The following is a 456-nucleotide window of genomic DNA, read 5'->3' as shown; positions in this document are numbered from 1 at the left end:
GTATAATATGACCAATATTTGTTCTAGCAAGTGCTTCTGCAGCGAAAGATCCGACTCCTCCGATACCAAGAACTGCTACAGTTTTATTTTTTAATAAATCTAAGCCTTCTTGACCAATTGCCAATTCATTTCTGGAAAATTGATGTTTCATTCTGTACTCCTTTATCAAACTAAACCTTAATTAGCTTTTCATTTATGTATGTATATTCATCATTGTAAAAATTCACATAAAAATACGCAAGACCGAAGTCTTGCGTATCGATAGAGTCCGTAGGTGCCGTAGTTGTAAATAGCTTGATCATTCGGCCTGCTATATACAGGTGGGTGCCCTGTTTCTCGTTTTGCAAGTCCTCCTATAGAGGCGTGTGCGCTGCGAGAAAACCTATTGGGCTCCCTGATCAAAGAGTGTTAGGCCCAAATAAAAAGCAAACTTACGTACACCACAGATGACTATCT

General features: G+C 38.8%; 1 protein-coding gene and 1 other RNA gene. Both read right to left on the bottom strand.

The genetic code is table 11. The features are described 5' to 3' along the window. A partial coding sequence (locus tag HZY83_RS07755; protein ID WP_179943474.1) for a ThiF family adenylyltransferase occupies nt 1-151 on the bottom strand: 151 nt, incomplete at its 3' end. Nucleotides 152-261: 110 nt separating this feature from the next. Further along, a non-coding RNA gene (ssrS, locus tag HZY83_RS07750) (6S RNA) lies at nt 262-452 on the bottom strand. Nucleotides 453-456: the final 4 nt, after the last annotated feature.

The sequence above is a fragment of the Gemella sp. GH3 genome, assembly GCF_013415425.1.
In the GTDB taxonomy this organism is placed as follows: Bacteria; Bacillota; Bacilli; order Staphylococcales; family Gemellaceae; genus Gemelliphila.
The sequence above is the reverse complement of the archived record's forward strand: the minus strand, read 5'-3'. Positions and strand labels throughout refer to the sequence as shown.